The sequence below is a fragment of the Aeoliella mucimassa genome (assembly GCF_007748035.1).
GTDB lineage: Bacteria > Planctomycetota > Planctomycetia > Pirellulales > Lacipirellulaceae > Aeoliella > Aeoliella mucimassa.
This window is the reverse complement of sequence record NZ_CP036278.1, coordinates 2,999,837-3,025,491: the sequence shown is the minus strand read 5'-3', so window position 1 is coordinate 3,025,491 and position 25,655 is coordinate 2,999,837. Positions and strand designations below refer to the sequence as shown.

Here is a 25,655-nt window from a genome sequence, read left to right as displayed (position 1 = left end):
TCACACCGATTTCCAACTCAACCGCTCCACGCGTTTGGTGAACTGCTCACGAAGTTGGTCGGTGCTCAGTCGTTCGAAGCGTGTGTTCTTCAGGTCGACGGCCACCGCCAGCGGCACCTCGTCCGTACGCTCCACTTTGATCAGCAGCGTTTGCTGGTCGTGATAATGGGTCACCGCTAGCAACTGATGCCAGTAGTAGTACTGGCTATCGACCCACAATCCATGACGACCGAAACGGAAATCGTACGACTGCGGCCGCAGCAGCCGAACAGTCCCCCACGCGAACACTCCGATACCAAGCAGCACACAGAAAGCTTTGAAGGCCATTTGAAAGTCCCTTTTACAGTACTTTCATCCCCTGGCTGCTTACGGTTCGCTGTGTCGCGGGGGTTTTATTCGGCGATTCTGTTTTTACTCGGGCGTTTTACGCAAATCCAACCACTCGGTGTGGAACATCTCGCCCCGCGGCTTGTCGGTGCGCTCGTAGGTGTGGGCGCCGAAGTAGTCGCGTTGGGCTTGCAACAGGTTTGCTGGCAAATCGGCCCGGCGGTATCCATCGTAGTAAGCCAGGGCAGTAGCGAACGCCGGCACAGGAATGCCGATCGTGGCCGCGGTGGCCACGACGTGGCGCCAGGCGTCCTGGGCCTTATCGACGGCCTCGGCAAAGTAGGGAGCCAGCAGCAGGTTTTCGAGATTCGCGTCTTTATCGAACGCTTCCTTGATGCGATCGAGGAATACCGCACGGATGATGCAACCACCGCGCCAGAGCATGGCGCAGTCGCCGTAGTTCAGCGGCCAATCGTGCTCGGCCGCAGCGGCCTGGAGTTGCACGAAGCCCTGGGCGTAGCTCACGATCTTCGACGCGTACAACGCTTGCCGTACCTGCTCGATGAACTCCTTCTTATCGCCCTCGTACTTTTTGCCGTTCAGGTGTTCGCCATGCGGGCCCTTGAGAACCTTGCTGGCGCGGACACGTTCGTCCTTAAGGGCCGACAGGCAGCGGGCGTAAACCGCTTCGGTCACCAGTGTGCTAGGCACGCCGAGGTCGAGGGCGAGTTGGCTCATCCATTTGCCGGTGCCTTTGGCACCCGCACGGTCGAGTACTTTATCGACCATGAACTCACCCGTCTCTTCGTCCTTGACGCTGAAGATGTCGCGAGTGATTTCGATGAGGTAGCTATCGAGCTCCCCTTTGTTCCATTCGGCAAACACGTCGTACAGTTCGTCGTTCGTCAGGCCGATCGCTTCCTTAAGCAGGAAGTACGCCTCGCAGATGAGCTGCATGTCGCCGTATTCGATGCCGTTGTGCACCATCTTCACGTAGTGACCAGCGCCGCGGGGGCCGACCCATTCGCAGCAGGGGATGTCGCCGTTGGGGCCCACCTTGGCGGCAATCGCCTGGAAGATTGGCTTCACGTGCTCCCAGGATTCCGGCGTGCCGCCGGGCATCATGCTGGGGCCTTTGAGTGCTCCCTCTTCGCCGCCGGACACGCCGGTGCCGCAGTAGAGCAGACCTTGCTCTTCAACATACTTGGTGCGTCGCTCGGTATCGGCGTAGTAGGTGTTGCCGCCATCGATGATGACGTCGCCCTTATCGAGCAGCGGGATCAGTTGTTCGATCAAAGCATCGACCGCCGGGCCGGCTTTCACCAGCATCATCACCTTACGGGGCGGCTTGAGGGCTTTCACCATCTCCTCCACGGTGTGGCATCCGACGAACTGCTTGCCGGCCGCTCGGCCTTCGATGAAGTCGTCGACCTTACTCGTGGTGCGGTTGTAGACGGCTACTTTGTAGCCACGGCTCTCAACATTTAGAGCCAGGTTTTCCCCCATCACGGCGAGGCCGATGAGGCCAAAATCACATAAATCGGACATCGAGTGATCCTTTTTGGTATAAAAGGAGAGACGGCATAACGGTTTGCGTAGTTCGAGCGTACAACGATGATCAGCATTATTGGTGCTTAGGTCAATATGGCGAGGCTTAACGGTCCGTGTTGTTGCAAAGAAGTGGTGCTTTGCTACGTAAAGTCTGCCCACCGTCCCCCCTCCCTCCGTATGCGAAAGGCCCCCGTGGTGAAAATGCCCTCTAGCCTGACTCTGCTGTTATTCCTCTGTTTGTCGGCCGCCACCCCAGCGGCCCTGGCCGACAGCACGATTGCGGTCACCAACCACGAGTCGGGATCGACAGTTCGCTATTCGGTCGTGCTGCTAGAAGGGACGATTCCGAGCGACGCTGGACCGCTTACCATCGAGAACCTCAACGCCCCCGAGTACGCCGAACCGGTGCGGGTGGTGCAGCACGAAGGTAAGTTTCGCGCACTCGTGGAACTTGGCAAAGGACGGAACCGAATCCGGCTATCGACAGAGCAGCAAACCGAACCGCTCGAGTTTGTGTTGAAGTACCAACTGCAAACCAATCCCCACTACGTGCGGCTGATTTGGATGACCGACAAATCGGGCGATACCACCTACGCGACTCCCACCAGCGATACCCCGCAAGACTATGAGAATCGGCTACGCACTGCAGCCCTATTGATGCAATGTTTCACTGCCGAGCGGATGAATCAACTCGGCTATGGACATCGAACCTTCCGACTCGAGCGCGATCGCGATGGCAAAGTGATCGTTCATACCTGGGCAGGTGGTCGTACAATGGAAGAGTACCACGCGATGCCCGACGACCAGTTCTGGTGGCGCGACGTCTATCGCTGGATCGACGAAGAGCACCCCGATCCGCTGGCCAAAAACTGCGTTTTAGCCGCGTATACTCGCAAGGATCCAGCCACCGGCCAGTTGAAATCGCATACCGCGCTAGGCGGTGGAAATCTCGGACTTTTTGGCAGTGCTTCAGTCTTCTCGTGGCCCACAAGCATCGGCAGCGCAGCCGATACGTTCCTCGACGAATCGCGTTTCGATTCCACACAGGTGCACGACGATAGCGTCGGCCGCAGCACCTACTGGGGACTTTCGTCGACCACCATCGGTGCAACGCTACACGAGATGGGACATACGTTTGGATTGCCGCATACGACCGATCGCTACGACATCATGACTCGCGGATTCGATCACTTTAATCGTTGCTTTACCTATTGCGATCCAGTGAGCGGTACCAATGGTCAGCCGATTTACTTTCGGCCGAATCAAGAAGCCTACTTCGCACCTGTCAGCGCATCGTACTTGCGTTGGAGCCCCTGGTTTCAACTCGATCGCCCCACAGGTGCTTCAACTCGGCCCGACATTCAACTCACCGACACCGGAGTGACCATCACTTGCAAGTCGGGAATCCCCTGGGTTGGTATCCACGTCGGCGGCGACATCCATCATCATGAAGAACAGGACGCCCGCCGGCCGCCGAAGAAGCTGGAACTAACCTTTGAGCAGATTCGTGAGATGGTCGGTGGCAAACAACCCAGCCGCTTGCGTGCGATCAGCACGAGTGGACAGGAAGCGGCCGTGAATCTGCCGAATGGTTGATAGGCAGTGCTTCGTATCACCACGGTTCGCGATAAGTTTACAGCCGGCGTTTCAAAATCGGAAACTGGCTTTGCGTTTATCGGAGCTGATGGCCGCATTCATGCCTATAAAACAGAGGGAATTGAGGGTATCTGGGTTTTGACACTCGGTCACTGCCTGCGATAATGCGGCTTTGACAATTCAACTCCCACTATCGCTTGGATCCTATGGCTGTCCTGAATCTGCTCCCCGCCGATCAATGTGAATTCGATTTGCTCTCGCTCGGTGCCTTGGTGCATCGATTGGATCCGGGAACGACACCGTTTCGCCGGGCTCGGAACTTTGAGATTCACGTCTCGGGTGGTGAGTACAACGTCGCAGCGAACCTGGCGAGTTGTTTCGGTCAGCGGACCGCGATCGCCACTGCGATGGTCGACTACGGCATCGGCGAGTTGGTACAAGCCCGCGTGCGTGAGATGGGAGTGACCCCGCTCTACAAGCACATGAAGCACGATGGAGTCCGTGGGCCAAACATCGCAACAGTATATAGTGACCGCGGTCTCGGCGTCCGCCCGCCGGTGGTGTATTACAATCGCGCGAATGAAGCAGCCGCCCAGCTTGGTCCAGGCGACTTCGACTGGAATGCCATCTTTGCCCGCGGTATCCGCTGGTTCCACTCGGGTGGCATTTACGCAGCGATCGGCGAGAAGACTTCCGACCTGATTCTCGAAGGCATGCAGGCCGCCAAAGCGGCCGGCGCGGTTACCTCGTTCGACTTGAACTACCGGGCGAAGCTCTGGAAGACCCTGCCTGGCGGGGAAGAGAAGGGCATCGCGATGAACCGCGACATCGTGAAGAACGTCGACGTGCTGATAGGCAACGAAGAGGATCTGCAAAAGGGCCTCGGTTACGAGGGGCAGGATGTCGAGCAGCATTCAAAGCTCGATCCCAAGGCGTTCTTCTCCATGATCGAACGGGTGAAGGCCGACTACCCGAACGTGAAAGTGGTAGCCACGACGCTTCGTGAAGTGCAGTCGACGAACCGCCATAATTGGTCGGCCGTGCTCTGGTACGACGGTGCCAAGTTCCCGCAAGAAATCGACAGCTACGATCCCAAATCGGCTGATTCGCCAAAGCTGATTGGTAATCCGATGAAGCCGATGCAACTCGACGTGGTCGATCGCATCGGTGGGGGCGACGGTTTCGCATCGGGCCTGATTTACGGCCTGCTCGATGGCCGCCATCCTGAAGATTGCTTGCGACTCGGCTGGGCCCATGGGGCGTTGCTAACCACCTTCACCGGCGACGTATCGATGGCTCGCTTGGACGAAGTCGAAGCCTTGGCCCAAGGGGGGTCGGCCCGCGTGCAGCGATAAACGCTCCATCGGACGACGAACCCGCAAAAATTAAAACGGGCGTCGTAACGCATAATCGCGTTACGACGCCCGTTGTGGTTTTCCAGTCGAAGTTTTTTGGTCGTGCTCGAAGCTTAAGAGCGACGGTAAGCGATCAGACCAGCGGCCATCAAGCCCGCGATCAGCAGACTGCTGGGCTCAGGCACCGAAACCGGCGTGGCGCTAACAGTGTTGTAGATCTGGCCCAATGCAACCGTGCCATCCAGGCTCACCGCACTATTGGTATCGTACAGAGCTGGAGAGGTAAGGTTGTCGACCAAGCCGCCGCGCCAGCCATAGTTGGCACCAGTGAGAGTCGGATCGGGTTCGCCGAACGAGACGCTCTTGTTGCCGCCCCAATTCCAACCACCACCGACATTGGCCAGCGGGTATTCGGTGACCACGCCATTCACGCTTCCTTTAAGCCCCCCGTTGGCTCCGTCGAACGATGCCCACACCAAGTTCTCTTGACCAGGAACCGCAGAACCGAGAGACACGCCGATGCCACTGTCGCCGCCATCGGCGTCGGCCGGCAACGCCCCTGCATTGCCATTGCTGGTGAGGAACCAATACTCTCCGCCGAGCAGCCAGATGCCGGAACCGCTGGTCGTGCCACCGGTTTCGATTACTGCGACCGCCGATTCAGCAGGCATGTCGATATCGACCTGGGTCGGCGTCAGTTTTGCCGCCAGGGTTACGCCATCGGCCAGCGTAGGAGCGAAATAATTGGCAATGGTCGAGCCGACAACAGTGTCGGAATAGACGAGCGACGCATCGGAGTCGCTCAAGTCGGGCACAATGGTCCCCGCCTGTAAGGTTGAAAAACCCGCCATCAAGCCGATGGCAAGCAGAGTGAAACAGAGTCGCATTAGTCCCTCCACGTTGCTAAACAAGACAAGAAGATAAGAATGAGGCAACGACCTCGTCTGAGATCGCCAGCAAGGCCCCATCGGCCGTCTCTAGCACGGCCGAGAGTTTCCGCTAAAGGAATTGCCACGAGGGGGGCGTAATATGATCAGAAAAGCAGGAAAAACGGCAGAAAAAACTTTCGTGCCTCGATGCGCGGATCGCAAACCTGCCTGTTGCCGTAGAAAGTGCCAATTTTGGATGCTTGATTGGCGGTTGGGCTACGGTTTTGCGCCAGCTTTGTAAGCGGGGAGTCCCTGAATGCCGGTCTCGATTCTCTCCTGCATTTGCTTAAAACGATCGTCGTTCTGACCACCAAATTGCTGGATAAACTGCATGGTCGTCATTCCTTCAGGGAAGCCGGCGACAGAAACGATGTAGTTCTTCGCCTCAAAGTTGTTGGCGACATCACTGAGTTTCAATTTGCCATCCATTAGCTGCTGAGCCAGGTAGATGCCCGACTTGTCGGCCGCCAGATCGGCAAAGCTGAAACCGGTTCCGCGGTTCGAATCGACCAGCTCCTTGGCCATACTGATCGCTTCGGCCGAGTCTTTACCACCACTGGCTACGAGCATCGCAGCCACCGAGAAGTGCCGCGCCAAGTCGTTCCGTTTCTGCACGGTTGGCTGCCCGATATAGGACTTGCGGATCGACCGATCGGCTGGCGTGTCGATTATATTGACCAGCCGATCGATGGCAGTTAGCCGGCGAGATTGTTCTTGCGGGTCGCCAATGCCGATACCGATGCCCATGAGAAACGATTTGACCTGCTGTTCCTCGGGTACTTCGGTGGCTGCTTTCGCCGCGGACCGGACCAGTTGATTGAACAGCTCTTCCCCCTCTACCCGCCAGGGCCCAGGACGCCCGGAGTCGGCAGGATACAGACTTTGATTCGTGCGGGCGAACTGGGTCATTTCGCTCAACACTTTTCTGGTAGCCGCTGTTGTGGGATCGTCGTCACGTCGGGCGCGCAGTTGCCTGGAAAGTACGCCAGCGGCCGGATCTTCGGGTTTGGCGTAACCAAGAATCTTGTAGATTGACTTTAGACGTCGCTGCGTCGCAGGTGCCATCTCCTCGAAGCTCTCGACTCGTCGGCGACGCACTTCCTCGCCGACCATCGACATGATGAGCGTATTCACCGGGTCGTAACGAATGACATATCCAGCCCGTCGCGCCTGACCATCGCCCAGCACCGGCCGCATGGCGCTATCGGGCTCGGGGCTATGAGCGGCCCCAAGGTAGTGCCCGAGTTCGTGGAGTAGTAGTTCCAGTTTCTCATTCTCCGTCGAAAGATGCGACCACTCCCGAAGCAAAATGTGCGGTCGCAGGGCACCATGGGTTCCGCCCATGTGGATGCGTCCCTTCTTGATTTCGTACTGGCTGCTGAATCCAATCGCGAGCTGGCCAGGGAAAGGGTCAACCTCCTCTTCGAACTCATTGAGACTGTTGGTGAAGTTGTTTTCGGTATCGTTCGAGTCCCAGGTATCGACCGCCACAACGTTGAGCTTCACCATCGCATGGCGATGCAGGATCTTCGAGGCAGCTTCGACGCGTTTGCGGAGTGTTGCTTCCCATACCGAGCGACGGGTGATCTCCTCGTCGTCGACGAGTATCTTCACCGGAATAGTCGCGGCGGGCGTGGTTGCCGCCGAGCCTGGCAGTCCCGCGAGAAAGGCGGAATCGTCGCCGAGTCCGATCCGCTGCAGGTCGATGGTACCGTTGTCGCGGGCGCCAATAAAGTAGACCGCACCAGGCTGCAGGTTGTACTGAGCGATGGCTTCGCCAGTGTTTAAGGAGACCGTACTCGTGGTGTCCGCAAAGATGGGACGAGACTCCCCTGGAGTAAGCGTGACTTGCCAAGGATCCCCGCCAGGCAACTTGATCTCGATCGGAATCCTTCGGTCAGTGCGGTTAGCAATCACCACAACATCCGCCCAACATGTGGCTGAGATTAGCATCGCAATCAGCCAACAGCCAAACACGCATGGTCGAATCGGTTTATTCCACATGGTTCCCCTCCACCAGACTCAGCATTTCTTGCATGGCATGGAGATCTCGCTCACGGCCGTTGCGAGCAAAGATAGCAATGAGATTCAGAATAATACGTCGCAGCCAGTCCTGATGGCTTGCCGGAGCCAGCAACCGAGGATCGGGCTCGATGAACTTCCCCGTCGCTTGCATAATCCGCTCAAACGCCTCGGGGAGCGACAGTAGCGAGCCCCCATAGAACGGGTCGACGAACATTAGCGTCGGCTGGTCCCCCTCGGTGGTTTCGACAGCCACCATAAAATGCCCTGGCGAGTTCACCCCGTGGGCGACAAGGCCCAGTTCGCAGGCCACGTAGTAGTAGACCAGCGACAGGGTGATCGGCAAGCCTCGTCGACTTGTGACGACATTCGGCAGATAACTATTCTCAGGATTGCAATAGTCGTCTACGTTGCCGGTGAGCTGAATGACGTCGAACAGCACGTCGTGCAAGTTAGCGATCAACGCGTCTTGCGACTTGCTCGGCGAGCGATGCTCCACCGTGCGTACTAGCGCGTTGAGCGATTCCAGCGTCCGGACGGTCTCAAGCACCCCCGCTTCGTGGGCGGCGATCGCGCATGCAGCGCGCACCAGGCCGACCGGGGTCTCCATGGTTGCAATTTCGTCTCGTAGAGCCTGGTAGGCGGATGGTTGGCAGTAGGCAGGCACAGGCATCGCGGCTAGGCGGGGAAGGGCAGGGGGAACTCCTACCAGCTTACTCCGTCGAGGCGACTCTGCCCACCATTCGCACGTTTTGCCCTATCGCAGCGGGCTTTGGCCGAGTCCACGACGGCAGACAGTTAGTTGCCCCGCATGCACCATTTCGTGCATGGCTGCATAATACAACCACGATCCGTGACACGGAACACTGTTCATCGGGTGGTTCCCCTCCAGCGGCGGCATCGGCGCGGCGATTTCTTCCTCCGTGAGTCCCTCGACCACCGAAAGCAGGTTGCTCCGGCGGTCGTCCAGGTAATTCCGCACCTCTTCGACGGCGGGATACAAGCTGGCATCACTGACCGGGCTGGTGCCGATCCAGAACAATTCGGCGTATCCTTCTGGCTTATAGTCGGTTGCTTCGCGGAATCTCCAGGCGAAGCGATTATCGGCCATGGCCAGGTGTCCCATGATCCAGAGCGGATGGTTCGCCCCTGCGGTTGGTTGGTAGAACCACTCCTCTGGCTTTGTCAGTGTCTCAAGTTGCTGCAACGTATTAGTGCGTGCAGCTTCGAGCATGAACAGCAAGTGTGGTTTGAGTTCCATCGCTAAGTCCTTTGTTTAATCGTTGTCGATTCCCTAATCCGTCGGGTCGAGCCGGTCGGCCCGCTGACGATCGTCTTCCGCTTGCTTCTCATCGCCCATTTGAAGATGAGCTTCCGCCCGCCATCGCAAGGTTTGCGCATCGTACGGCTCGATCGCGTGGGCAAGAGAAAGATGGTGCAGGGCCTTACGAGGTTCGTTCTGCTTGAGATAAGCCCACCCTAAGTGGGCGTTGGCGAGAGATGAATTCGTATGCTCCACCGCGTACCGCAGGCATTGGATGCCGGGCTTCAGTTCTCCGCATCGCACCAAGGCACAGCCTCGTACTAGCTGCGCGTCGTAGTCGCTATCGTCAAACTCTAGAGCCTGATTGGCATCGCTTAGTGCTTCGTTCCATTGCTGAAGTCCGAGATACGCGAGTCCTCGCGATGTGTACGCTTCGCCATCTTCGGGATCGCTGGAAATCACCTCGCTGAATGAGGCCACCGCACCGCGGTAATCTTGCTCCTGATATTGTGAAAGCCCTCGTACGAAGGGATCGATCTCGAGCTGTGGAGCGGGCCGGTACCTGCGAGGTCGACGCCAGGCGGTGCGGCCACGTCGATGAATTGGCGGCTGAGCGTCGCGCGGCAGGAAATCGGCAGGGCTTTGCCGAAAGAACTTCGCTAGCACTTCGTATAGATGGGGATGCTCGTCGCGAAGATCGTGCGGGTGATCAAAGAACACCTCGCTGGCGACCGCGAAAAACTCTGCACGGTTCGTCGCCCCGTAATGGCTCAGCAGCCCTTGCTCTCCTCGCCTGGCTTCGCCTACCAGCTGCAAGTAATCGAGCTCGGTGACTCGGTGCCATTCGTGCTCGAGCTCCGAAGACTCCAGCGGAGGCATTCCCTCCATATCGCCATCCAAGCCGTCGAGGTGATGCGTAAACTCATGAATCACCACGTTAACGTGCCAACCACTGTTGTCGAAAGGATCGACGATGCGATCCCAGGCCAGCACGATGGGACCCCACTGCCAGGCTTCTCCCAAGCGGGGCTGATTGAGGTTCGAGCCGAGCACGGGATGGGAACTCCAGGCCGACATCTGCTCGCTCGTGGCAAAAAACCCCTTGGGATAGAGAATAATCTCCGGCACCCGCGGGAACGTATAGGGCTCATCGAGACCAAGCGACATCAGCCCGACGATGCCAGAAATAACCACTCGCATCTCGTCGGTCACCTCATAACCGGAACCTCCGGTCCAGCGGTGTTCTCCGACCATGCGGCAAACGACTTCATCCACCCGCAGGCGATGACGACTGCTGAGGTACTGATACTGCCAGATATGGCGACGCAGCATCTCGCGCCATTCCCGAGTCACGTGGGGAAGACGTTCGGCGCGATCGTCTGTGAGGCCGAGCCAGCGTGCCAGGGTGCGTAGCATGAATCAAAGCCGCAGTGGGGTGGTGCCATCAACACGAGGAGAACACTCGCGTACCTTATGATGATAGCACCAACCTACGCTTTCGCGGAACTACCCACGTTAAGCAGGCACGCCCAGTGCGGCTTGAAAACACCCGAGCGATGCAAGGCGAGCTACCTACCAAGTAACTTCTACCATGTTGTGGATGCGGCTCTCGCCAGCGAGATGGCGAATCGACTCTTGAGCCATTTGCTTCTCAAAAAAGGTCTGCACCCGACCATGCAGCCGAACCTCGCCTTCCTCGCCCGACTCAACACGAACCTTTCCAGGCGAAATGTAGGGACTCGATTCGAGGGCTGCAGAAATGCGGGCAATCAGCTGTGGGACTTCGTGGACGGTTTCGAGCATGGCGGGTGGCTCCGGTCGCGGTGGCTTACAGAAGGAGGGCGGGGTGCTGCCTTAAGGGGCGTTCCGACAACGATTGCGCGGCCTGGACAAATCCGAGCTGGAACAGCGTTGCTAGTTGGAAGCTGCGGCCCTTTGGGCTTACAAATATTAGCCATCGGTTGCCACGTGCCAGAATTTTACCTGAGAATTCTTGCGGGCTGGGAAAACCAGGGCCACAGGGCCACCGGTAACGAAAGTGCGGGTCGCACAGGGGAGTTGTCGCCAGCAACCAGAAGGGCCCAGAAGGACAGCGAGATTACAGCTCGGCCAGCATGTAGTTGCGGATGCGTTGCTTCGTTCCGGCGTCGATGTGTCCCCGGAAACTGGTACGAAGGCCTCCCCCTGCGTCTCGGCAAGCCAACACCACCAACTTTGGCTCCGCCTGCACGTGCTGCTCAAAGAACTCGGCAAACCGTGGCACCCGCTGTCGGGGAAGCCCACGGCATTCCACCATCCCTTCCGTGGTAACCACGATGCGAATTGGCCAGCTCGGATTAGCCGAGGTCCATATCGCGTAAAGCACCATGGCACCTGCAATCAGCACAAACAACATGTACGGACCGAAAGCCATAAGAAATGCCAGAGGTTACGCTAAGTAGATTACGGGATGGACCGCATCCATTGTAAATGCGTCCCCTCTGGCAGTCGAGCTATTTTTTCCACCCCGATTTATTCTGACTCACCACCAGGTAGTCGGTATTTGACGTGGAACAGATACTGGCGATCATCCTCCGCAATGCCTGCAAAAACAGCTTTGGTTCGCTGTTGACCATTTACCTCGAGACTTACTTGAGGATCGGTCGACACCTCCGTGGCTCCAACGGGGGTGAGGATGGTTATGGAGTAATCGCGGTCCCCACCAGCATGCCGGATCCCATCGGTGTAGGTCCACACTCCATCATCGAGGGTTGCCGCCTGGGGAGTAGTGACTATCTCCGTGTAGCGAACCGCCCCGTCGACAAATGCCGCATCGGTTAGTGTGACTTCGCACCGACGCTGACCATGCATGGCCGAAGTGGTGATTGGCAGGTCGTTGCCATTGATGTCGACGACCCGTAACTGACTGGTTTCGGGCGTATAAATGGTAAAGCTGGTCGGTCGATAGTAACTGCTATATTGCCGAACCGACTCAATGCGTTTCTCGGCGGTTCCATCGGGGGATAGCGTAACCGTTGCAATACTCTTGATTTCTCCGCCGCCTAACTGCCATGCCTGTGATGTCCAAGTCGATACTACCATGGCCACCATTACGCAACCGATAATCCAAACTCGGCGTTCCCATGGCGAAGCACCGCGAGTCGGTTCGTACTTCGTTTGTGGGTCCATCGGATGCTCGATTCCAGACGCCTGCTGCAAGCGAGCCATCTCGAGCCGAAGGAGTTTCATTTCCTTAAGTACATCCATTTTCAGGCGACTAGTCGCGTACCACAACTTCATTAGCACCGTGGTTTCGTAGAGCACCAGAATGCCCACCGCACAACCAATCAAAGTCTTCATGTCGTAGCTTCTCGCGAAGAAGTTGATCGCGGCTACTCCCAGGGCAACACAGATGATCGCGTATACCCAATAGATGCGTTCCACTTTGCGAACGTGGCCTGCGTATTCTTGGGTGGCTGCTTCGCGCAATGTAGCTTCTCGTTCTTCCCGCAATTGGCTATTTTCCATCAACGCTTGTCGCAGGGTATCGTCATGCTCACTCATCATGCACCTCGCTAAGAGAACGACGCAGTCGGCGTCGGGCGTAATGTAGTCTTGATTTCACCGTGCCAGCGGCGACTTCCAAAATGTTGGCAATCTGCGAAACGCTGAACCCATCTTCGTAGTACAACGACAAGATTGCGCGGTCGCTGCCCGGCAAAGCGGCCAAGGCTTGAGTTAAGTCTTCGAACTGATCGATCCGATCCACTGGATCGGGATCAACTTCTGTTCGCGATGAACTGTAAATGTGATCGGCGCGACGACGCGTCTGGCGCCGGCGGATCCAATCCCGCGCCTTGTTGCTGGTGATTCGATAGGCCCAGGCAGGAAAAGCAGCGGGCACCTCCAACTGGCCGATCGTGCGACTCATGACAATCCAAGCTTCCTGGAGTACGTCCCAGGCCGCCTGCTCGTCGTCAGTCATACGCCAGGCAAATCGCCATAGTCGGTGTTGCCACCGCTCGACCAGTTCGGTTACCGCTTGCTCCGAACCTTGCTGAGCCCGAATCACGAGTAGTTCGTCGTTAATTCGGTCACTTGTGTTCATCTGGAGTAGGGTCGCATGTGAACGCTTATCGGTTCAAACGGAACCAGAGAAACTTCCAGAATAGGCACCACTCCCTGAGGCCCCCAGCAGCATGATCAGGGGACACGGCGTCTTACTCTGCACAGCAGCGTCGCCCCTTACGGCAGGCGCATACCATTTGCGCAGTCTCTCACGCCGAACGAGCGTACAAAGGATAGCCTCTGTGAACGATCACACTTTTGGGCGTTACCGGACGACTAGCTCAACCAGTGAGGCAACTCGCCGGCAGCAGGTAGATTCACCGCCTTGGCACACGTGACTTGCGGAAGTGCTTCGATGGCGGCAATCGCTTCGTCGGAGGGAGCCCCGTCGAGATTCAGCACACCAACGGCCTGACCGCCGGGTGCAGTACGACCGACTGCCATCTGGGCAATGTTCACCCCATGCTCGCCGAAAATGGTCCCCACCGAACCAATCACGCCCGGTAGGTCGTGATGGTGGAAGATGAGCATCGAACCATCCAGGTAAGCTTCGAGGCGTTGCCCGTCGACAGCCACCAAACGTGGCATTTCTTTACCGAACAGAGCACCGGTAAACTTTTGGCACCTATCGCCAGCGAAGAGTTCCAGCGACATCGATGCCCGAAAGGCTCCCATGTCGCTGTTCGACTCTTCGACAAGCTCGATCCCGCGGTCGTGCAACACCACTTCGGCGTTTACCAGATTCACTGGCTCGTCCATGGCTCCTTCGAGCAGACCGGCCGAGAAGGCCGAAGTCAGCAGCTTGGTGTCCTTGCCAGCAATCTCGCCACGGTACATCAGATGACACGAGGAGAGCCCGCTGGGTTGAACGCAAGCAGCCAAACGTCCCAATCGATAGGCCACATCGAGATAGCCGCGGAGCGATTCGAGGGTCTTCGGATCGAGCGGGGTAACATTCACCGCGTGGCGAATAGCACCCGTCGTCAAGAAGGCGGTGAGCAACTCCACCGCTTCGGTGGCCACCGAAGTTTGAGCCTCTTCGGTGCTCGCACCCAAGTGAGGAGTGCAAACGACGCCGGGCATGCCAAACAGCGGATTCTCGGTACAAGGCTCCTCGGGATAGACATCCAGGGCCACACCGGCCAGCTTGCCCGATTCCAGGCCGGCCGCCAGAGCCGCTTCGTTGTAGATGCCGCCGCGAGCGCAGTTGATGAGGCGAGCGCCGGGCTTGATGATCTCGAGCTGCTCCATATCGACCAGATTGCGAGTCTCTTCGGTCAGTGGAGTATGAACCGTGAGATAGTCGATGCGAGGCAGTATCTCATCCACGGTCTTCACCAGTTCGATCCCCAGCGACTGGGCGCGCTCTTCGGTCATGAACGGGTCGTACCCCAGGATGTTCATCTCGAGCCCCTGCGCCCGCTCGGCCACTGCCAAGCCAATGCGTCCAAGACCAATCACACCAAGCGTTTTACCGGCTACCTGAGTACCCATAAACTTGCCGCGGTCCCAACGCCCTTCGATTAGGCTCTGGTAAGCGGGCGCGACATTCCGCGAGAGGGCCAACATCAGCGCGACCGTATGCTCGGCCGTACTAAGGGTGTTACCGGCCGGGGTATTCATGACCACGATGCCGGCTCTGGTAGCAGCCGCTTTGTCGATGTTGTCAGTTCCCACCCCCGCTCGAACCACCGCTTTGAGCTGGCGGTTGCCTTCAAGGGATTCGGGCGTAATCTTCACTCCACTGCGACAGATCGCTCCATCGAATCGGTTCAGAGCCTCGCGAAGCTCTTCGCCTTTCAGACCGGTGATCACTTCGTAGGTAATGCCAGGCGCAGCTTCGAGCATGTCGAGGCCTTCCTGTGCCAATTTGTCGAGTACGATAACGCTGGGCATTGGATTCAAGCTGGGAGTAGAGGGGGAGGGAATAGAGGGAGGAAGCAAACGCTGTCACTACGCCTTTTTGCTGGCGAAATCCTTCATGAAGTCGCGCAACGTTTCTACACCAGCCACCGGCATGGCGTTGTAAATCGAAGCACGGATACCGCCTACCGAGCGATGCCCCTTCAGGTCGGTGAGTTGCTGAGCCTTCGCCGCACTAATGAACTCGGCACTTAGTTCGTCAGAAGGCAACCGGAATGTCACGTTCATCAACGAGCGACAATCGACCGCAGCATGGCCTTGGTAGAACTCGGGATACGCGTCGAGCACTTCGTACAGCATGGCCGCCTTGAGCTTATTTTGCTCGTGCATTTTTTCCAGGCCGCCGATTTCGTCGATCAACCAGTCAGTCACCAGCTTCAACACGTAAATGCCAAACGTGGCAGGTGTGTTCCACATCGAGTCGGCATCGGCGTGCGTCTTGTAATTGAGATAGCCAGGCAAGCTATCTTTCGAACGTTCTAGCAGATCTTTCCGCATAATCACGACGGTCAGACCAGCCGGTCCAGCATTTTTCTGGGCACAAGCGTAGATCAGGCCGTATTTCTTGATATCAACCGGTTTGTGCATCACGTCGCTCGAAGCATCACACACCAGTGGAACGTCGCCAACTTCCGGCTCTGCAGCGAATTGCACACCTTGAATTGTCTCGTTCGAAGTAATGTGCACAAACGCAGCGTTCGAATCGAGATCCAACTCGCTGGCCGCCGGCAAACGGGTGTAGCTGGTATCGCTACCATCCCAGGCTTTGCGGACACCACCTTCTTTTACGGCTTCCTGCGACGCATTTTTGCCCCAACTTCCGGTGATGATGTAATCGGCCGACTTCTTTTCGTCGGTCAGCAGATTCATCGGCACCATGGAGAACTGCAGTCGGCTACCGCCTTGCAGGAACAAAACAGCGTAATCGTCGGGAATCTGCATCAATTTACGCAGGTTCGCCTCAGCCGCTCCAGCGATCTCCAAAAAGGGACCACTTCGGTGGCTTATTTCGATGACGCTCGCTCCCACACCGGGAAGTGAGAGCATTTCTGACTGAATCTTCTCCAAAACGCTCAGGGGGAGCGTGGCGGGGCCGGCGGAAAAATTGTAATTTCGAGTGCTCATCGCGGTGGTAAGGTAGATAGGTAGGGAGATGTAATGCCAACGCGTCATGATTGTAACGCCCGTAGCCACGGTAGTTTAGGGCCCAAACGGGCATTTGCGCCGACCAACAGACACGATGTCTTACCCATTTTTCCAACATGACACAGATTGCCAGCCAATTGTTCAATCAAGTTCGCACCTGGTGGACCTCCTTAAGCCATCGAGGGGCGATTGAGGGACAAGCGTTATTAGTTTTCTTAGCCGCATTTTGCGGTTTGCTGGCTGGCTATGGTGCCGTGATATTCACGTTCATCATCGAATTTGTTACCAGCCACACCTACGGCGGCGCTGTTAACCGCATGTCAGAATCCCAATGGTGGGGCTTGGCAGTGCTAGTGAGTCCGGCCATTGGTATTCTGGCCGTGGCTGCCATTACACGACGGTGGGCTCCTGCGGCTCAAAGCCATGGCGTGCCGGAAGTTATCTGCTCTGTTGCTCGACACGACGGAGTGATCCCCCCTCGCGTGGGGTTCATCAAAGTCATTGCCAGCGGGCTCACCATCGGTATGGGTGGAGCCGTGGGCCGCGAAGGGCCTATCGTGCAGATCGGGGCGACGCTTGGGAGCGTTTTTGGGCAGAAGTTTCGGCTCTCGGCCCGCAATATCAAGTTGCTTGTTGCCGCCGGTGCAGGCGCAGGCATCAGCGCTACCTTCCATGCTCCACTGGCGGGAGTGATTTTTGCCAGCGAGATTATCCTCGGCGACTTCGCTGTGCAGTCGCTCACGCCGATTGTGATCGCTTGCGTGATCGCTGATATCGTTCAAGTGCATGTCGGCGAACACCGCTTCGAGCCCGCCTTTCAGGATCTGAATTACGACTTCGGCGGCGCCTGGCTGCAGTTACCTTCGTTCTTGTTGCTTGGGCTCATCGCCGGATTGGTGGCCGTTGGCTTCATCAAACTTCTGTACTGGATCGAAGATGTATGCCGCGAATGGCTGCCGGTTTGGTGGAAACGTGCCATCGTCATTGGTCTTCTGATCGGTGCCGCGGGCGTGTTGTATCCCCATGTCCCACCTCATTTATCGGATGTTCGTGCGACCGAAATGGCAGAGGGTGAGCAACCGATGCCTCCGCTGTTAGGGGTAGGCTACGGGGTGGTGGATCATGCATTACATTTGCAGCCGACGAAAGCAGGGGTTGATCCAGATCTGCCTCACTACACACCCGATAAACAAGTACTTGTCGCCCCCAATCAGATGATTCAAGAGTTCATTTGGTTGTTGCCGCTGGTGTTCCTGAAGCCGCTAGTCACCAGCCTTACGCTCGGCGGTGGTGGATCGGGCGGTGTGTTTGCGCCGTCCCTGTACATCGGTGCGACGCTGGGTGCCTGCATCGGCATTGTCATGCAGTGGATCCTCCCCGAGTACACCCCCTCGCCCGGTATGTATGCCATTGTCGGCATGGGGGCCGTCGTCGCAGGTACTACGCACGGTACGCTCTCAGCAATCTTAATTGTGTATGAGATGACCGGCCGATACGAGATTATTCTGCCCATCATGGCGGCAGCCGGATTGTCGAGCCTTGTCGCCAGCATGATGGAACCCGACAGCATCTACTACAAGAAGCTGACCCGCCGGGGCGATATAATTGCTCGCGGTCACGACTTGCACGCGCTCGATCACATCATGGTCCGCGACGTGATGGTCCGTGTTTTCCCATCGCTCAAGCACACCGACACGGTACCCGAAATCGTAAGAATTGCCCGCGAAAACCCCGATATTGAGAGCCTTCCCGTCAACGACGAAGAAGGCAAACTCATCGGCATCATCCGCGCGGAAGATCTACACCGAGTGCTCGATAGCGACATCTCGCCACACCTGGTGAACGCCGAAGATATCGCGCTTCGCGCGCCGATCTCGGTGGAGCCCTCCGAAAACCTCATCGAAGCGTTACGCGACTTTGGCACAAGAGATGTCGAAACGTTGCCTGTTGAGGTCGGCAAGGGTGCTAATCGTCGCCTGGTAGGATTGCTACTTCGTAGCGATGTGATGTCGCGGTATCGTCAAGAGATGCTCAACGGGCATTAATCGCCGGCTTGTTGCTGTTCTTCTACATCCTCGGGATTTGCTTCTTCGTTAGAAGTGCTTTTTGTAAACGCTTCGTACCCAACACTTGCAAGCCCGACGAGCGTAAGCCCTAGCAATCCCAATGCTACGAGCATGATCCAGTTATGCTCCCTGCGCAACAAGAATCGTGCGACTCCTGAAAACAAGGCAAAACTTGTCATCAATACCAGGAGTGTTTTGAGAGTGACTTGAAATCGCGGTTGGCCACTTGGTTGCAGCAGAAGGTTTAGTTCAATCAAAAGCACGATTGTGGTAATCGTCTGGTTGACAATAAACACAATGCAAAATGGATAAGCAGCCCGATTAGGTCCCAGATGAAGAAACATTGCTTCGAGTACAAAGAGCGATACGGCAATGACAGGAGTCATCATGGCGGCCAAGGACTCCACCAGTCGGCCACTCCTGGCGGCAGCCACCGTCAATACGATGCCCGTGATGGAGCAAATGATACCACTGAGCAGTATCGACTCAATTTCAATCGAAGCGATATAGGTACTAATCTGTAGTAACCAACACTTAATCTGACAGACAATCTAGTTAGCGACCAGTTGCAAGTTCTTGTCCAGTCGCTTTTCGTTGACGATCGATTTGGCATCTTCGAAGGTTTCCATTGGCGTTTTGCCGTAACAGTAGCGACCGCTGTGCGGTCGCTCGTGGTTATAGCTCTTCATCCACTGGTCAAGATCTGTTTGCAGCTCCTCGATCGAGCTGAACATCTTCTTGCGGAATGCGACCTGGTAAAACTCCTGCAGCATGGTTTTGTGGAATCGTTCACAGATGCCGTTGGATTGTGGCCGCTTGGCCCTGGTCTTCGAGTGATCGATGTTCTCGATCGCCAGGTACAGTTGGTACTCGTGATGTTCACGGCTGCCACAGTACTCGGTGCCACGATCGGTGAGCATGCGCAGTACCGGCACGTCCTCTGCTTCGAAGAATGGAATCACCTGATCGTTTAACATATCGGCCGCGACCAACGCATTCTTGCGATCGTACAGCTTGGCAAACGCAACTCGCGAGTAGGTGTCGATCACCGTCTGCTGATAGATTCGCCCGACGCCCTTGATGGTGCCGACGTAGAACGTGTCCTGCGCCACCAGGTAACCGGGATGCTCGGTTTCGATTTCACCATGAGCTTCCTTCTCCAGCTTCGCTTTCTCCAGGGCCACGACCTGGGATTCGGTAAGGATAATACCATCTTGAGCCACTTTGGCCTCCAGAGCCTTCAGCCGCTTCTTGAACGTCTCCAGCTCATGCCGCAACCAGACGCTACGGACACCACCTGACGAGATCAGGATGCCCCGTTTCTTCAGTTCGTTGCTCACACGGACCTGGCCATAGGCCGGTTGTTCGAAGGCCATTTCGACCACCGCTTCTTCGACCTCCGCGGCCACACGATTCTTGACGACGGGCTTCTTCCGCGAGATCTCCTTGAGGGCCTCCTCACCGCCGTTGTCGTACAACTCTTTGAAGCGATAGAAGCTATCTCGCGAGTAGCCAAACACTTTACACGCTTCGGAGACGTTGCCCAGCCGCTCAGCGAGTTTCAGCAGGCCCAGCTTGTTCTTGATGATTTTCTGATCGTTACTCATCTCGGACACTCCTTGGGGGAAATGAGGCGGCCGCCGGCTGCAATCACTGCTATCACTCGCTGCGCTCGTTCAAGCAATGATTGCAGCCGGTACTCTAACCTCAAACCTTGGTTAGTGTCAGATTAAGTTTTGATATCTACAACTAATCGCGAGCGCCAGCACATGGATTGCCGTGAAGGCAATGAGATTTCGATGCTTCGTCATCTTACGAACCTAGGATTCCGATTTTCCTGAATCGTGATTCTTCGTTTTCATCTACTACCGCGTGCGGCGCACAGTTCGCGGCGTACCCATCGCTTCCAACAACTGGCCGAAGCTATTCGCCGCTCAAGGTCCAAGATTGGTTCACTTCGCAATTGCCTAGTCGATTTGTCCCTCCCCCCCTCCATCGCTCAATTCGGCCCATCGCTGGTGACAGCATCCCCCACTTAGCTGACAGCGACTCCAAGCCACCACAAACGATCAGACAACGATTGGTTTTTCCATCCTGCGGCCGCCCGATACACCTCTCACCAAGGCGGGCATCCGTGGTATGATACTGACTTGAGCAGGTCACGGTCACTCACTGCCCCAAGTGCCCCCCGGCCAGTTGTATCTAGTATTATCAACTCCGCACCCCTTATAGGCAGTCGATTCGATGATCGCGTGGCGCACCCTCGTAGTTCTATTTCTATCCACCATTGCTCTTCCCGCTCTTGGACGCGAACCCGTTGAATGGGTTGATCCCACGATCGGTGGTGTTGGCCAACTGCTGCAACCAACCCGTCCCACGGTGCAGTTGCCGAACAGCATGGTACGGGTCTATCCGATGCGCAACGACGTCTTGGATGACACCATCGAGTCGTTTCCACTCACGCTGATCTCCCACCGACTTGGCGAACTCTTCTCGATCATGCCGGGCGACGAGAGCCACGCCCCGTGGGACCAAGAAACCACGACTCCTTACTACTATAGCGTTCGATTCGACGATTCATGGATCGTCACCGAGTTCACTCCCGCCGAGCGTGGTGGCGTGTTCCGATTCACGTTCCCCAACGAGAAAATGCTGATCAACTTCTCGAATCGGCATCAAGGATATCTCAAAACTCTGGACGACCAGACTGTCGTTGGCGAAGAAAACTTCGATGGCATGAAAGCCTATCTGTACGCCAAGTGGAGCCAGCCTGTCGCGATGGATGTTGATGGGGGAGATCGCAAACACATCAAGGTGACCGCCGAAGCCAAGACCATCGAACTTCGCTATGCGGTCTCGTTCATCAGCGTCGACCAGGCCGAGAGTAACTACAAGAACGAAGTAAGCGAGACTGCCTTCGACACGCTTCGCGACAATGGCAAGCAGCAATGGAATGAGGTGCTGGGGCGGATTCGCGTAAAGGGTGGTACCGATGCTCAGAAGCGAGTGTTCTACACTTCGCTTTACCGCTGCTACGAGCGAATGATCTGCATTACCGAAGATGGCAAGTACTACAGTGCCTACGACCACAAAGTGCATGAAGATGACCGACCGTTCTACGTCGACAACTGGATCTGGGACACATTCCGCGCCCTCGAACCGCTTCACACGCTGCTCTCGCCTGAAATGCAGGGCAACAAGATCCAGAGCTACGTTCGCATGTACGAACAATCGGGTTGGATGCCTTCGTTCGCTGTACTGTGGGGCGACCACGCTTGCATGAATGGCAACCACGCGGCAGCCTGGATTGCCGACGCCTGGGTGAAGGGGGTCGATAACTTCGACCTCCCAACCGCCTACGAAGGGCTCTGCAAGAACTCGCTGGAGGCCACTCTACTGCCATGGCGGAACGGCCCCAAGTGTTCGCTCGATGACTTCTACCACGAGCATGGCTACTTCCCCGCATTGCGTCCTGGAGAGAAGGAAACCGAACCAGCCGTGCATGGTTGGGAGAAACGCCAAGCAGTGGCGGTTACCCTCGGCAATTCCTACGACGACTGGTGCATCGCCCAACTGGCCGAGGAGCTTGGTAAGCAAGAAGACTACGAGTTGTTCAGCAAGCGGGCGGATTTCTACAAGAATCTCTGGAACGCTGACAAAGGGTTCATGTGGCCCAAGCATGCCGACGGAAGTTGGATCGAACCAATGGATCCCAAGTTCGATGGCGGCATGGGTGGTCGTGACTACTACGACGAAAACAATGCCTACACCTATAATTGGGACGTACTGCACGACTTCGATGGTCTCATCGACTTGATGGGCGGCCCTGCGGCGACCGAAGCCAAACTCGATCAGTTGTTCCGCGAAGGTTTAGGACGCTCCAAGTACGACTTTTGGGGCAAGTTCCCCGACTCGACAGGGCTGATTGGCCAATTCGTGGCCGGCAACGAGCCCAGCTTCAGCACCCCCTATGTGTATAATCGCGTGGGTGCCCCGTGGAAAACCCAAAAGCGCATTCGCAGCATCCTCGAGTCGTGGTTCACCGATACCATTCACGGCGTGCCCGGCGACGAGGATGGCGGTGGCATGTCGGCCTGGGTTGTCTTCTCGATGATGGGTTTCTACCCCGTCACACCAGGTCTACCCGAGTACGATCTCGGCAGTCCTATTTTCGACGAGGTGGAGATTCTACTTCCCAACGGAAAGACGTTCCGCATCGTCGCGCACGATAATTCTCGCAACAACAAGTACATCGAGAAAGCAACGATCAATGGTACTCCGCTCGACGGTTATCAGTTGCAGCATGCCGATGTTGCGAAGGGTGGAGTGCTTGAACTCCAGATGAGCGATACACCGCCCCATGCAAGTGCGGAGTAGCACTACGAATAACGGAGCCGACACGACTGGAGAATTGTGCAACTATTTTGCAGAATTCTTCTAGGGACGGCCTGTCAATCTGCTTTAAGATATTTTCCAACCACTTTTTTCGCCAGGGATGCTTCCATTGGCCATGGACTGTCACTGCGCAGAGAGTGGACGAATGCCCCTACTTCTGCACTTACGGAACGAGAAGAGCATGAGAGTCCTGATCGCGCTATTATTGGTTATTGGTATTTCCCTTTCTACCGCTTTACATGCTACGGATTGGCCTCAGTGGCAAGGCCCCAATCGGGATGCAGAATCGACCGAGTCGGGTCTGCTGCAAGAGTGGCCCGAAGGCGGTCCCGCTCTCGCCTGGCGAGTCGACAACCTGGGAGGCGGCGACAGCGCTCCCTCGATCGTCGATGGCTGCTTGTATGGCATGAGCAATCGCGACGGGCAGGAGATCGTCTGGGCGCTCTCCGAAGCCGATGGCAAGGAGCTTTGGACAAGCAGCATTGGTCCCGCAGTGGAACAACGCATGCCGCAATCCAAAGAAGGCCCTGGTGGCACCCCCACTGTGGATGGCGACCACCTGTACGTGGTCGGCATGGGAGGAACCATTGCCTGCCTGGAGCGGGATGGTGGCAAAGTAGTCTGGAAGCGGAGCATGACCGAAGACTTCGGCGGTATTGTTCCTCCTTGGAGCTACCGCGAGTCGCCGCTGGTCGATGGCGAGAAGGTGCTGTGCACTCCCGGGGCGACCGATGCCATGGTAGTCGCTCTCAACAAGCAATCGGGTGAAACCATCTGGACCACCAAGATGCCCGCCGAAGAACCGAAGCCGGAACAACCGGCAGAAGAAGAGGGTGGTCGGCGTCGTGGTCGTGGCGGCTTTGGTCGGGGCCCTTCGTCGGGTGCTGCCTATTCGTCCCCCATCGCGATCGAGGTAGATGGCGAACGTCAGTACGTGCAGTTCGTGGCAAAAAGCGTGCTGGGAGTCTCGGCGGACGACGGCAAACTGCTGTGGGAATACGCGAAGCCCGCCAATTCGAATCGCATCAACTGCTCCACTCCGCTTTATAAGGATGGGCTGGTATTTGCCGCGTCGGCCTATGGCAATGGCGGTGGTGCGGTAAAACTGAGCAAGAACGACGATGGCACCTTTACTGCCGACGAAGTGTACTTCACCAACAAGATGCAGAACCATCATGGCGGAATGATCGTCGTCGATGGATGCTTGTACGGAGCCAACGGTGGCAACGGCGGTGGATTCATGGCATGCCTTGATTTCCAGACTGGCGACGTCCACTGGCGCGAACGCGATGCACCAAAAGGCTCGCTGGCGTACGCCGATGGCCGTCTGTATCTGCGCACCGAAAATGGCAAAGTGATGCTGATCGAGCCGAGCTCGGAAGAACTGCTGATTCGTGGAGAGTTCGAACAGCCCGACCGCGCCGATGCTCCCGCCTGGGCCCATCCGGTGATTGCGAATGGTAAACTTTACATTCGCGACCAAGGCCTTCTGCTTTGCTACGACATCAAAGCGTCCGGCGCATAGAACTCGATGCCCATCGAATGAAGAACCCGGCCATCAATTAGCGAGTTGCTCGACGTATCTGCTGAGCAATTCCAGATTCTGGCTGAACACCTGGCTCGACAGGTATTTTTCTCCTGATGCAAACTTTGGCTGTCCTACGAGTGGCTCACCATCGAAAGTGGTGAGCCACCTTCCTTTTTCGTCGAGTTGTTCGACGACCGATCCAGCCTTCTCGGCATCGACTGCACTCACTCGACGAGCGGTTCCATTCAGAACGCGTTGGAACTCAGCTTTCAGTTCCGGCAAGCGAGACTCGGTTTTCCAACCGTAGTGGCTCGGCAGCTTAGTATCGTCGTAGGTTAATTGATACGACTTGCCTCGACGGGTCATGTAGAGTGGTCGGTTCGTTTGCAACTCGTAGTATCGGGCGAGTTGCCCATTGGGTAGCAACGATCGCTCCAGGTACGCCAGGGCAGGGGGGAGCGGTTGCAGGTACTTGGTCTCTCCAGTGGCTTCCGCGATCACCATCAACGTGGAAATTGTCTCCTGCGACTCATCCCCGCTCACGCCTGGGGGCTCGAACGCCCGCGCCCAGATCGGCTGCATCTGGTAGTTGTACTGCTGCGCCCAACCTTGCTGGGATGCTGGCATTTGCGCGAGGATCAAGAAATCGCCAAGCTGCTTCAATGCCTCGAGATACTTTGCGTCGCCATAAATCCGATGAGCTGCAATCAGCACCTCGGCGACGTACCCACACACATTGTCGTTAAGCGTGTAGTAATTCCAGTACTCTTTGATGCGTCCTTCGGTGCGCCAGTCATAGTCGGGATAATTCGCACGCTTCACCGGCTGCTCACTTACCGGTGCTTGCCACACCTGGGGAAATGCTCCACACGGGAACTGGGCTTCAAGCAACGAGGTTAGAGCAACCTGTACCGACTCGTGAATCGCTTCGTTTTTGAATTGCAACGCTTCATCCACATGCATCAAGAACAGGATCGCCGATTGTGTTTGGCCATCGTCGAGCGATGAATAGTTTTTACCCGCCCCATGGCCATTGCGATATTCCGCCAAGCGTTTTCCGTGGGGATCGAAATCGATGCAGTTGGTCCACCCTCCGGAGCGAAGCTGCCCGTAGACAAGTGCCTTGGCCGTGTCGGTAGCCGCCTCCAGGTAAAAGCGATCCCCCGTCGCCCGATACGCTCGCAAGTAGGCCATGCCGACCGTTGGTGTGCCAGGGGGCTGCACCCAGATTTGGTCGGCCGTCGCAGGGCCTTCGCCCCACCGCTGCAGGAGATCGGGAGAATAGTAGTAAACGTACCCTCCATGCGATGCAACTTGCTCGCGATAGTACGTCGCTGCTTGCTTCATCGCGGTAACTGCCTGATCACGCGATACAGGCTCGACTGCCCAGCTTTGGCAAGGCAGCAGGTATATTACTACGAGCAACAGCCATGGTTTGTCGCGCATCGCTGGCCTCCTCGATTGGGAGTCTGCTTCGTCGGGCTAGAGCTCCTACTCGATAGTCTC

The 25,655-nt window shown here is 56.7% G+C and carries 21 protein-coding genes; 5 read left to right on the top strand and 16 right to left on the bottom strand.

Annotated features, from left to right (window positions below; genetic code table 11):
• Positions 1–327, bottom strand: a complete 327-nt coding sequence (locus Pan181_RS12130) for a hypothetical protein (protein ID WP_145247085.1) — start codon at positions 325–327, stop codon at positions 1–3.
• Between the two features lie 84 nt (positions 328–411).
• Complete coding sequence (gene gnd, locus Pan181_RS12125; RefSeq protein WP_145247084.1) at positions 412–1,875, bottom strand: decarboxylating NADP(+)-dependent phosphogluconate dehydrogenase; 1,464 nt, start codon at positions 1,873–1,875, stop codon at positions 412–414.
• Between the two features lie 204 nt (positions 1,876–2,079).
• On the opposite strand from gnd, the gene Pan181_RS12120 reads away from it, so the two are divergent.
• Positions 2,080–3,474, top strand: a complete 1,395-nt coding sequence (locus Pan181_RS12120) for a metallopeptidase (RefSeq protein WP_145252174.1) — start codon at positions 2,080–2,082, stop codon at positions 3,472–3,474.
• Between the two features lie 206 nt (positions 3,475–3,680).
• Positions 3,681–4,829, top strand: a complete 1,149-nt coding sequence (locus Pan181_RS12115; RefSeq protein ID WP_145247083.1) for a sugar kinase — start codon at positions 3,681–3,683, stop codon at positions 4,827–4,829.
• A 113-nt stretch (positions 4,830–4,942) separates the two neighbouring features.
• Here Pan181_RS12115 and Pan181_RS12110 read toward each other — a convergent pair whose 3' ends face one another.
• The 11 genes from Pan181_RS12110 to serC form a co-directional block, all read right to left on the bottom strand.
• A complete protein-coding gene (locus Pan181_RS12110) occupies positions 4,943–5,716 on the bottom strand; it encodes a hypothetical protein (protein ID WP_145247082.1) in 774 nt (257 codons plus the stop codon).
• A 258-nt stretch (positions 5,717–5,974) separates the two neighbouring features.
• Entirely contained in the window at positions 5,975–7,630 is a 1,656-nt protein-coding gene (locus tag Pan181_RS12105) for a matrixin family metalloprotease (protein ID WP_231943823.1), read from the bottom strand.
• Positions 7,631–7,751: 121 nt separating this feature from the next.
• Complete coding sequence (locus Pan181_RS12100; RefSeq protein ID WP_145247080.1) at positions 7,752–8,453, bottom strand: transglutaminase-like domain-containing protein; 702 nt, start codon at positions 8,451–8,453, stop codon at positions 7,752–7,754.
• Positions 8,454–8,537: 84 nt separating this feature from the next.
• The gene (locus Pan181_RS12095) at positions 8,538–9,041 is read right to left on the bottom strand and encodes a DinB family protein (protein WP_145247079.1); all 504 of its coding nucleotides are present in this window, start codon (positions 9,039–9,041) and stop codon (positions 8,538–8,540) included.
• A 33-nt stretch (positions 9,042–9,074) separates the two neighbouring features.
• The gene (locus Pan181_RS12090; RefSeq protein ID WP_145247078.1) at positions 9,075–10,460 is read right to left on the bottom strand and encodes a zinc-dependent peptidase; all 1,386 of its coding nucleotides are present in this window, start codon (positions 10,458–10,460) and stop codon (positions 9,075–9,077) included.
• Between the two features lie 156 nt (positions 10,461–10,616).
• Positions 10,617–10,847: a BON domain-containing protein gene (locus tag Pan181_RS12085; RefSeq protein ID WP_145247077.1), complete on the bottom strand. Its 231-nt coding sequence runs from the start codon at positions 10,845–10,847 to the stop codon at positions 10,617–10,619.
• Positions 10,848–11,142: 295 nt separating this feature from the next.
• Positions 11,143–11,457 carry a hypothetical protein gene (locus tag Pan181_RS12080; protein WP_145247076.1) on the bottom strand — a complete coding sequence of 105 codons (315 nt, stop codon included), beginning with the start codon at positions 11,455–11,457 and terminating at the stop codon, positions 11,143–11,145.
• A 98-nt stretch (positions 11,458–11,555) separates the two neighbouring features.
• The gene (locus Pan181_RS12075; RefSeq protein ID WP_145247075.1) at positions 11,556–12,590 is read right to left on the bottom strand and encodes a DUF6768 family protein; all 1,035 of its coding nucleotides are present in this window, start codon (positions 12,588–12,590) and stop codon (positions 11,556–11,558) included.
• Complete coding sequence (locus tag Pan181_RS12070) at positions 12,580–13,131, bottom strand: RNA polymerase sigma factor (RefSeq protein WP_145247074.1); 552 nt, start codon at positions 13,129–13,131, stop codon at positions 12,580–12,582. The genes Pan181_RS12075 and Pan181_RS12070 overlap by 11 nt, the downstream gene beginning before the upstream one ends.
• Before the next feature lie 236 nt (positions 13,132–13,367).
• Positions 13,368–14,987: a phosphoglycerate dehydrogenase gene (gene serA / locus Pan181_RS12065; RefSeq protein ID WP_145247073.1), complete on the bottom strand. Its 1,620-nt coding sequence runs from the start codon at positions 14,985–14,987 to the stop codon at positions 13,368–13,370.
• 57 nt (positions 14,988–15,044) lie between these two features.
• The gene (serC, locus tag Pan181_RS12060) at positions 15,045–16,139 is read right to left on the bottom strand and encodes a 3-phosphoserine/phosphohydroxythreonine transaminase (protein WP_145247072.1); all 1,095 of its coding nucleotides are present in this window, start codon (positions 16,137–16,139) and stop codon (positions 15,045–15,047) included.
• A gap of 137 nt (positions 16,140–16,276) precedes the next feature.
• On the opposite strand from serC, the gene Pan181_RS12055 reads away from it, so the two are divergent.
• Positions 16,277–18,205 carry a chloride channel protein gene (locus tag Pan181_RS12055; protein ID WP_145247071.1) on the top strand — a complete coding sequence of 643 codons (1,929 nt, stop codon included), beginning with the start codon at positions 16,277–16,279 and terminating at the stop codon, positions 18,203–18,205.
• On the opposite strand, the gene Pan181_RS12050 is transcribed toward Pan181_RS12055, so the two are convergent.
• The gene (locus Pan181_RS12050; RefSeq protein WP_145247070.1) at positions 18,202–18,615 is read right to left on the bottom strand and encodes a hypothetical protein; all 414 of its coding nucleotides are present in this window, start codon (positions 18,613–18,615) and stop codon (positions 18,202–18,204) included. The genes Pan181_RS12055 and Pan181_RS12050 overlap by 4 nt on opposite strands.
• Positions 18,616–18,777: 162 nt before the next feature.
• Complete coding sequence (locus Pan181_RS12045; protein ID WP_145246897.1) at positions 18,778–19,833, bottom strand: IS481 family transposase; 1,056 nt, start codon at positions 19,831–19,833, stop codon at positions 18,778–18,780.
• Positions 19,834–20,470: 637 nt separating this feature from the next.
• On the opposite strand from Pan181_RS12045, the gene Pan181_RS12040 reads away from it, so the two are divergent.
• The gene (locus Pan181_RS12040) at positions 20,471–22,603 is read left to right on the top strand and encodes a GH92 family glycosyl hydrolase (protein ID WP_145247069.1); all 2,133 of its coding nucleotides are present in this window, start codon (positions 20,471–20,473) and stop codon (positions 22,601–22,603) included.
• 199 nt (positions 22,604–22,802) lie between these two features.
• Positions 22,803–24,146, top strand: a complete 1,344-nt coding sequence (locus tag Pan181_RS12035) for a PQQ-binding-like beta-propeller repeat protein (RefSeq protein ID WP_145247068.1) — start codon at positions 22,803–22,805, stop codon at positions 24,144–24,146.
• 33 nt (positions 24,147–24,179) lie between these two features.
• Here Pan181_RS12035 and Pan181_RS12030 read toward each other — a convergent pair whose 3' ends face one another.
• Complete coding sequence (locus tag Pan181_RS12030) at positions 24,180–25,595, bottom strand: pectate lyase (protein WP_145247067.1); 1,416 nt, start codon at positions 25,593–25,595, stop codon at positions 24,180–24,182.
• Positions 25,596–25,655 lie beyond the last annotated feature (60 nt).